The 8,489-nt window shown below is 52.7% G+C and carries 6 protein-coding genes; 5 read left to right on the forward strand and 1 reads right to left on the reverse strand.

What is annotated here, in order from left to right; translation table 11 throughout:
- The first annotated feature begins 213 nt into the window (after positions 1–213).
- From BMX17_RS21300 to BMX17_RS27600, 3 genes are all read left to right on the forward strand, one after another.
- A complete protein-coding gene (locus BMX17_RS21300; RefSeq protein ID WP_092663890.1) occupies positions 214–3,996 on the forward strand; it encodes a helicase-related protein in 3,783 nt (1,260 codons plus the stop codon).
- Positions 3,997–4,094: 98 nt separating this feature from the next.
- Entirely contained in the window at positions 4,095–4,979 is an 885-nt protein-coding gene (locus tag BMX17_RS21305) for an IS1595 family transposase (protein ID WP_092663892.1), read from the forward strand.
- A gap of 367 nt (positions 4,980–5,346) precedes the next feature.
- Positions 5,347–5,568, forward strand: coding sequence for a DUF8139 family protein (locus BMX17_RS27600; RefSeq protein WP_092663894.1), 222 nt, complete (start codon positions 5,347–5,349; stop codon positions 5,566–5,568).
- A gap of 284 nt (positions 5,569–5,852) precedes the next feature.
- Here the strand turns inward: BMX17_RS27600 and BMX17_RS21315 are convergent, their stop codons facing one another.
- Positions 5,853–6,722: an HNH endonuclease gene (locus BMX17_RS21315; protein ID WP_092663896.1), complete on the reverse strand. Its 870-nt coding sequence runs from the start codon at positions 6,720–6,722 to the stop codon at positions 5,853–5,855.
- Between the two features lie 226 nt (positions 6,723–6,948).
- Here BMX17_RS21315 and BMX17_RS21320 point away from each other — a divergent pair, with 226 nt between their 5' ends.
- On the forward strand, positions 6,949–7,977 hold the full coding sequence (locus BMX17_RS21320; RefSeq protein WP_092663898.1) for a Cdc6/Cdc18 family protein: 1,029 nt from the start codon (positions 6,949–6,951) through the stop codon (positions 7,975–7,977).
- A gap of 87 nt (positions 7,978–8,064) precedes the next feature.
- Positions 8,065–8,187, forward strand: a complete 123-nt coding sequence (locus BMX17_RS27380; protein WP_280141428.1) for a hypothetical protein — start codon at positions 8,065–8,067, stop codon at positions 8,185–8,187.
- Positions 8,188–8,489: the final 302 nt, after the last annotated feature.

Consider the following 8,489-nt stretch of genomic DNA (forward strand, 5'->3'; position numbering starts at 1 on the left):
AGGGTATAAAATTGGGTGTGCAACTCCGTATCGTACTGGGTCTTACTTAAATATGGGACATTTTAAATAGATTATTTAATATATAACACTCGATATAACGGCCTCATCTGCCACTAAGCATATTAGTACGATACGAAAATCGCAGTCCAAAGTAGGGTCCACAATAAACCACGCTACACTTACTTATGTACCCACAACCATACCAATACACAAATGCCCCGTGACATCAAGCGGTTGATCGATAACCGGGGACAAACCCTCGCGGATATCTTCGAGGACGTTCTCCCCCAGAGTGAAGAGATAAGGATTGCAACCGGCTATTTCTATCTCTCCGGATTCAATCTCGTTAAAGACTCCCTCGACCACCTCCCGGTCTCAACTGCTGATCAAACAGCACCATTCCGTATTCTGATGGGTAATGAGACGGACCAACCGACAGCAGAGGAATTAGAAGAAGGAATGTCGCTTAGGGAAGCATATTGTCAGCGTCTCGATGAAGATCTCTCAAAACTCAACGGCCCCCAACTCGAACAGGTTGATAAGCTCCGTGAGTACATTGAACGGGGCCTCATCGATGTCCGGGTCCGCCTTACGCAAGAGGGATATTTCCACGCCAAGGGTGCCAGTTTCCATACTCAGCGAAATGGGGACGGCAGCTATCCAGACAGCGACGATCCGCTCACTGTAGTTGGCTCATCGAACTTCACCCGCTCCGGACATACGCGAAATATTGAGCTCAATCTTGTCAGTGATGATCAGGCGGATGTCTCCGCCTTTGATGAATGGTACGATAGCCAGTGGGCCAACGCAGAGCCATTTAGCAAGGATATCTTGGACATTATCGAGAATAATGACACCTACTGCGATTGGAAAACGTCCCAAGATACCCTCTCAGAGACCTTCGGCACTCGCATAGAACCGTTTGAGTTGTACAAACTGATTGCGTACGACTTCTTAGATGGGAATATAGATGAACGCCTGGATAGCCCACTCTATCACTTCCAAGCGGTTGGTTACGAAAGTGCTCGCCAGAAACTCGGCAATTACAATGGCTGCATCATATCCGACTCAGTTGGTTTGGGGAAATCGTTCATCGGCGGAGAACTGCTCCGTGATTACCGACTAGACAACAAACGCTGCCTTCTGGTTGTACCCGCAAACCTCACTGATCAATGGATCGACCTGCTCCAAGATGCTACTGACGAAGACGGGAATCCGTATTTCAATCTGGAAGTCGACGGGAAGCATTTGGAAGTGATGAGCATCAGCAAGTTCCAGAATCTCTCTTATGAGAGGGTCCAGCAACTCCGCAAACAGTGGGACGTAGTTCTTATTGACGAAGCCCACCGCTTCCGAAATCACGGGAAGTGGCGCCCCAATCCCGACGATGAGGACGATTATAAAGGGACCCGACGGCACGCCAATTTGCGGGAACTTCGGGGGAAGACGATGATTATGCTCACAGCTACCCCGATAAACAATTCTGCGAAAGATCTTCAGAATCTAATTAGCCTCTTCACCGATGAAAACGAGATACGAAACAAGGCCAACCTCAATTTCAACGCCTTCGAGGAGTATGTCGATCTGTCTGCTGAACGGAAGGATATTGTTTCTGGGAAAGAGGAAGCTACGGGAGCGCGACTAGATCAAATTAACGAGCAGCTGACCAACCTCTCCGAGGAAATTTCCCAGATCTTGAATGAAGTGATGGTGCTGCGATCGCGTAAGCATGTCAAAGACAGTATATTGGAAAGTGACGATATCGATATAAGTTTCAAACCACCGAAAGTAACGCGTGAAGAGTACCAACTGCCACCCGCGTACCGGCCCGTCTACGATAACCTACCGGAAGTCATAGACGCCCTTCATCTCCCACACATAACTGTCCAGAACCCTCAAGCTGGAAGTACGCTTAAAGCACTGTTCAAGCTGAATCTCTTGAAGCGGCTGGAATCATCGACGTACGCCTTCGTCCAATCGATTAGGACAGTCTATGAGAGTGAGACGAATCTCCTCCGTGCGTTGGAGGAGCTTCCACAAGACCAGCATATTGAACGATTACGGGCCATTCAGGCAGGCACCAACGGCGACGAGGATGCGCCAGTAACTCTCGCTGAATTTGTCGGTAGTGAAGAGGAAGCTCATCAAATCGAAGAGGCACTTGAGGAGTTCGGCTTTGATTCCGGTGCTGTTCGAGCTGACGAATCTGGAGAGATGGATGAGCTCGAAGATGCGACTATCGGCGATCTCATCACCTACGTTCAAGAAGACCTCACGCTACTGGCATACTTCTTAGCGATGTTCATCAGCCAGGTTGCTGAACAGCCTGGTGAATTAGGCGATCTGAGTGTAACAATCAACCAATGGTTGGGTCAGAATGGCCTCTCAGGTATCCCAGATATGCCAGATGACGAGATAAATCCCCGTATCTATCCCGGCCAGTCCTTAGACAATGTGATCGAGAAGACCCAAGATTTCTACGACGCCGTCTTCAGCCTCAAGCGGTTTCGTGACCCCAAAATCGACGAACTCTGCGAGGTTATCGATTCCTACGATAAGAAGATACTCGTGTTTACCCAATACCGTGCGACAGCGGACTATGTTTATGAATCTCTCCGACGCGAGAGTAGCAAAGTCACTGCCAGCAATAGTGCGGTCGTCAAAGGTGGTGACGAGAATAAGCAGGATATTATTAAACGATTCGCGCCGGAGGCTTCGGGTTATCAAAGCACTCTAAAAGAAACCGATGAACAAGAGCTACAGTACGTCGTGGCGACGGACACGCTCAGTGAAGGGGTCAATCTTCAGGACATCAGCGTGGTTGTAAACTACGATCTCCCATGGAATCCAATGCGAATCGTCCAACGAGTCGGGCGCGTTGACCGGATTGGGAGCACAGCCGACAAATTTGTCCACAATTTCTTCCCAGACGGTGATATCGAGGCCGCAATCAAGCTCTTGGAACGGCTACAAGCAAAAATCAACGATATTGCCCTAATTGTCGGTAAGGAGAACAATATCCTTGACCCCGACGAGAACAAGGCTCTCGAAGAGGCTGGCATCGAGACGGACAAGACCATCGGTGAAGTCGAAATCGACCAGATCGAAGATTCGCTGCGTCGGTCGCGATCGATGTCGGATTATAATGATCTGGACGACGTGAGCACGAATCCGCTCCTTCGGAACGCAGGGAGTGACGAGCGAGTTGCCCTCGAACGGTTAGAGCTACGCCGACAACTGGTAGAGGAGTTTGGGCTCGAAACGGAAGACTTCGAATATGCAGCAGACTATTTCGATACCCCACCTGGAGATCGAGACGAACTCTACACCGTATATGAGAATGATCCAGAAGATATCGAGCCAGGTTTGTTTGGCTTAGCACACCAGTGGTTCGAAGACGGAAGTTCGCCCCCATTAGGCCGGGTTCAGCGAGCACTATACCACACTACCGGCGATGGGAATGTCGAAAATATCACGAAGATCCGTCAGCTTGGAATTGGGCCGTCCACCCAAACAGTAGATTCAACCCTTGACACAGAAGACATCCAAGACGCAAAAGAGAGTATCGAGGCCGTCCTCAACGATCGGCTTGAAGCAATCCGGGCTGGGCAAGTCGGCGGCGCTTTCAAGCAAGGTGAGCAGATCTCTGTCGAGCAAGAGAAGATACTACAGTATCTTGAATTCCGGCTCATGGATGTGGAGCGCACAGTGACGGGACCAGACGGAGAGCCAATTACAGTCGGAGAGTGGGCGAACCGATTACACGAGCGCCTCGACAATGTTCGACTGGCCAATACAGATGAAGACGCAGAGCTCCGTGAACGCTTCAGGGTAGAAAATAAAGCACTCCCAGATTGGGATACAGAAGTGTTCCTCCAAGAGTTGCAGGAGTACTTAGATGAGTTCATTGATGACAACCCAGACTACCAATCTACACTTGCTGGAGCCGGGTCAGCCGATGCGAGACTTTTGTGTTGGGGTATCATCAACCAATAATAGAATACGCTCTTGTGTAGAGGATTGTTGGTCAGTTCTCAGCAGTAGCTGGAAGTCACAGCGGGCAAGGGTGGCGCGGACGCACCACCCGACGAAGCATGATTCCACTCAAGACATTCGTCTCAGAGCACCGGGCCGCGAATCTGCTGGCACAGATTCGCTGGCGTGACGGCGTCTATTGCCCGCGCTGCCGTGCCGAATCCGTGATTCGGTACGGCAGCTATCGAGTGTTCCAGCGATATCTGTGTAAGGATTGCGGACGGACATTCAACGACAAGACCGGCACGGTCTTCGAACACTCGGCAGTGGCACTCAGGAAGTGGTTTCTCGCTGTCTACGCATATATCCGGTTCAATACGAGCATCCGGCAACTGGACGTGGAGATCGAGGTATCGTTCAAGACGGTGTATCGGCGCGTCCAGCGCTTCCTCCGGGCGCTGGACGCGCCTCGGATCACACTGGAAGGACCGGTCGAGATAGATGAGCTGTACGTGAACGCAGGGAAGAAGGGCCGCGAGCGCGACGGGCGGTCGCGCTCGCGTGGCCTGTCCACGCGTGGTCGTGGAACGTATCACGAGGATAAGCCACCAGTGTTCATCCTCGCTGATCGTGGTACTGGCGAGACGTATCTTCACCCGGCGAAAGCCGCCGAGGAATCGATGATACGACTCCTGCTGGACGACCGCCAGCAGGAGTCGCTGAGTGTCTACACCGACGGCTTTCGAGCCTACGAGCCACTTGACGAGGACGACGCTTTCGACCGACAGTACGTCGTCCACGGCGATGGCGAATACGCCGATGGAGACGTCCACGTGAACACCTGCGAGAGCCACGCGTCGCTGGCGCGACGGTGGCTCTCGCCGCATCGAGGCGTCTCCAAAGACAATCTTACACGCTACCTCAGAGCACTACAGCTTCGGAAACGCGTCCGTCGCAAACCCGGCGACAAAGCACTCAAAACTATTCTCGAAACTGCGCTATGACGCCACCAACAATCGCTTACCCAAGAGCGTACAAAAGTAATCCCAGCCGATTGGGTTGTCGGACTAGCAGCGGACATAACAGTAGACAAGCCGAATGACCGTCTTTGACTCTCTCCCCCGCGTCAACGCACGGAATACTGGCAAACGTTGAAGCGGCGGGTTTGACCGGCTATCGGAACGGCCGCCTGAGGCTAGTGCCCAAAAGCCCCGAGATCAGGATCGACATCTCCTGCCGCAGGCTGGGTGTTTGATTCAACTCTTGTTTGCCTGCTTTCCCCATCCTGCACCGCAGTCCAGAATTACGACCCAGTGATAGTGGAAGACAGACAGTCCTAACTCACCCCCACCCAATTTGCAAGACACCCATATGCGACGGTACTCTGAAGGAGACAGGGTGCGCGTTGATATCCCGGACGAGACTGATCCCGATCATGATCGCCTTCACGGGGTTGAGGGAACCGTTGTCGGTGTAATCGAAGACAACGCTGGTCAGATGACTGGCGACGATCGGGATTCAGTGCTTTTCAGAGTCCAACTCGACGACGGGGCTATCGAGGATTTTCGCTGGCGAGATCTGCGACCACCGTAATGGTGATCTAGTGTAGACGACCAAAGCGAACTCAGTACTTAGAACTCTGCTACAACATTCGCCAGCTGATCGAATATTTGTGAGTTAGCGCTATCTCCGTTCTGTATGAACTCTAGACCATCTTCGCTCACTCACTCTGGCTCGAGAACCCGCCAATTCAACTATTGGATGTTTCGTTATCGGGCCGTTCCGCTATTCTACAAAAGAGCGGCCAGTTTAACCCACAGGACACGGTCCGCACAGCAATAACAAGAACAGCGCGTGAGGCGTAAAAGGCCACAGTATCAGTTTGCGTACCGTTTTCGGATCCTGTCGGTAACGGTTCGCTGAATTTCGACCCCATCCCAACGTTCACGGTCGTCCTGCGTCAGTTCCTCAGCCAGTGTACCATCGTCCAATAGCTGGTCACGGTACTGCTTGAGGTACTTTCCCCAGACGATTCGTGGAACAGGTTCCCCGCGCTCCTTGCACCACTCAATGACATCTGCATCTCCTTTCGAGGAGTTACAGGATTGGCAAGCAGGAACCTGGTTGCTGATCGTATCCGCTCCGCCATCACCAGTCGGAATGACATGGTCAAACGTCGTTTTCGCTTCTGTTTTGCAGTACACGCAAACGCCGAAATCTTCCTGGAGCTGGTACTTGTCCTCCTTCGTAATAGAGGCCATCTCATACTCACCGTCTTTCAGCTGGCTATACCGTTTCCACAGAAAGCCTTCGTGAGTCACGTCAGCAGCCAGTTGAATCAATCGGGCGTACTGGTAGCAGATGAGTTCATGATACGTCTCAATGTTCGACGGCAAGCTCGCTGTCGCACGAATGAGGCGGGGTTCTGGGTAAGCATAGTGATCCACTGACGTGTCTTGAACAGCTTCCCAGAGATCTGCGCCGTCAATCGAATTCCAGTCCGGGAGTTCATCGGAAAGTGCCTGCTCAAAAACCACAATACTGACCAGAGCATCTGGGCGGTAGGCATCGTTAAAATCTGCGACTGTTTGCCCAGTTCCGGGGACATCCCACTCACTGGCAACCGTACCAGGTTGATGGACTATCACCATACTCGTCTGCCCATCCTTATTCCGGTCTAGAACTTGTCGGCCAACAGAGTACCGGTGCGTAGATTCCGCATCAGGGCTTGTTTCGGTATCAGACATTCGCGAGAGTCTAGCTATTCAGTCGGATATGTGCTACTTGACTCTTTAGGAGTACTGTCGAAGAAGAGAATCCACTTTCCGGAAATTTCCGGAAATCCACGATTTCCGCATACAAAATCGCATGATGGCGACACGGTGAATACCGGTCTCCAGGTACAACCATGTCATTTCCGGAAATGACCCGATTACGTTTTTATAACTTGCCCGTAAAACCAGCCAGTTACAGATGATCCGCGATGCTCGTGTCCTCCGTGCCGGGTTCGTCCCTCGAGAAGTCGAGCATCGCGACGCCGAAGTCAACCACCTTTCAAGCGTCCTCGAACCCATCACCAACGAAGAACCCGCAGATACCGCCATCGTCACCGGGCCCAGCGGGACCGGAAAAACGTGTATCTCGCAGTTCGTCACCGAGCGCCTTCGCGAAGAGGTTCTCGGCGTCGAAGCCACCTACGCCAACTGTTGGCGTAACTACACCCGATTTCGGACGCTCTACCAAATCCTCGACGACCTCGGCGCGACCATCGACATCCACCGGCAGTCGACGCCCCACGACGAACTCGTCGATCGCCTCCAGCAATACGACGGCCCGCGAACCGTCATCATCCTTGACAAGGTCGACCAGTTCGAAGACCCAAGCGTCATTTACGACCTCCACAGCCTGCCACAGTTCGCGATCATCTGCATCGCCAACAAGGAAGAGGAATTGTTCAGCCGTGTCGACGACCGTCTCGTGAGTCGGCTTCGTTCGAGTGAACACGTCCAGATGGACAAGTACCATGATGAGCAGCTGTACGACATCCTGAGTGCTCGGGCAAAGTGGGGGCTCGACGAGGACGTCATCACCGACAACCAGCTCTACCGAATCGCCGACGCAGCCGCCGGCGACGCCCGCCTCGCAATCGGCATCCTCCGAACGGCGGCCAGCAAGGCCGACCGCGAGAACTATGAACAGATCACCGACGATATCCTCCTGGACGCCGCCGAGGACGCCCGGGCCCAGATCAAGCAGAAGAGCCTCGATTCACTCACTCCGCACCAGCGGGTCGTCTACGACATCGTTCGCGAGCATGGCCCACTCGGGCCGAGCGAGATCCATGACCGCTATTCCAAGGACGTCGATGATCCACGGACCAAGCGAACCGTTCGGACGTATATGTCAAAGATGGGTCAATACAACTTTCTCGAAGCAGACGGATCCAGCCGAGATCGGGAATACACAGCCATCGACCAACCATCTCCCACACTCGCGGAGTAGGTGGCTAAGGAGCTGATAGGTCTTGTTTTGCTAACCAGGAGAATGCACCTCCGTGATTTATTTCTGTAGGATTGATTACGTCCTACTATGAGCCTAGAGGGCCAACTCCGTCGGTTCGAAAACAGAGCGCAGTTGCTGCGCCATATCTCTGCGGAGACCGGCACAGACATCGACACGCTTTGGGAAGAGTACGAAGCCCAGGTCGAATAAATCGCCTGGAGAATATCGGCCTCTCCCAGTTCCAGGGGTACTGGAGACGACAATTTGTTCCCATAACTTACCCGTGTGGCAACTAAATTCCAAGCTACACACTCAGTATGCCTCCAGCAGATTCCTCCCAGCAACAGACGGACGACTTCCATAGTCATCCGCCTATCCAGTGTGATGCGTGCGAGTCTGCTCTCTACTCTAACAGAGGTCACACATTGTCCTTCCTTCTCGTGGATCAGCTCACACTCCCCCTTGTTGGATGTAATGAACACCTTGAGCAGTTCACCGCTGTCTGTGGATTC

This window comes from Halorientalis persicus, assembly GCF_900110215.1.
GTDB classification, from domain to species: Archaea; Halobacteriota; Halobacteria; order Halobacteriales; family Haloarculaceae; genus Halorientalis; species Halorientalis persica.

Coding starts and splice junctions, on each gene's coding strand:
- BMX17_RS27380 (WP_280141428.1), top strand. CDS start 8,065: ATGAGCCTAGAGGGCCAACTCCGTCGGTTCGAAAACAGAGCGCAGTTG.
- BMX17_RS21320 (WP_092663898.1), top strand. CDS start 6,949: ATGATCCGCGATGCTCGTGTCCTCCGTGCCGGGTTCGTCCCTCGAGAA.
- BMX17_RS21305 (WP_092663892.1), top strand. CDS start 4,095: ATGATTCCACTCAAGACATTCGTCTCAGAGCACCGGGCCGCGAATCTG.
- BMX17_RS21315 (WP_092663896.1), bottom strand. CDS start 6,722: ATGTCTGATACCGAAACAAGCCCTGATGCGGAATCTACGCACCGGTAC.
- BMX17_RS27600 (WP_092663894.1), top strand. CDS start 5,347: ATGCGACGGTACTCTGAAGGAGACAGGGTGCGCGTTGATATCCCGGAC.
- BMX17_RS21300 (WP_092663890.1), top strand. CDS start 214: ATGCCCCGTGACATCAAGCGGTTGATCGATAACCGGGGACAAACCCTC.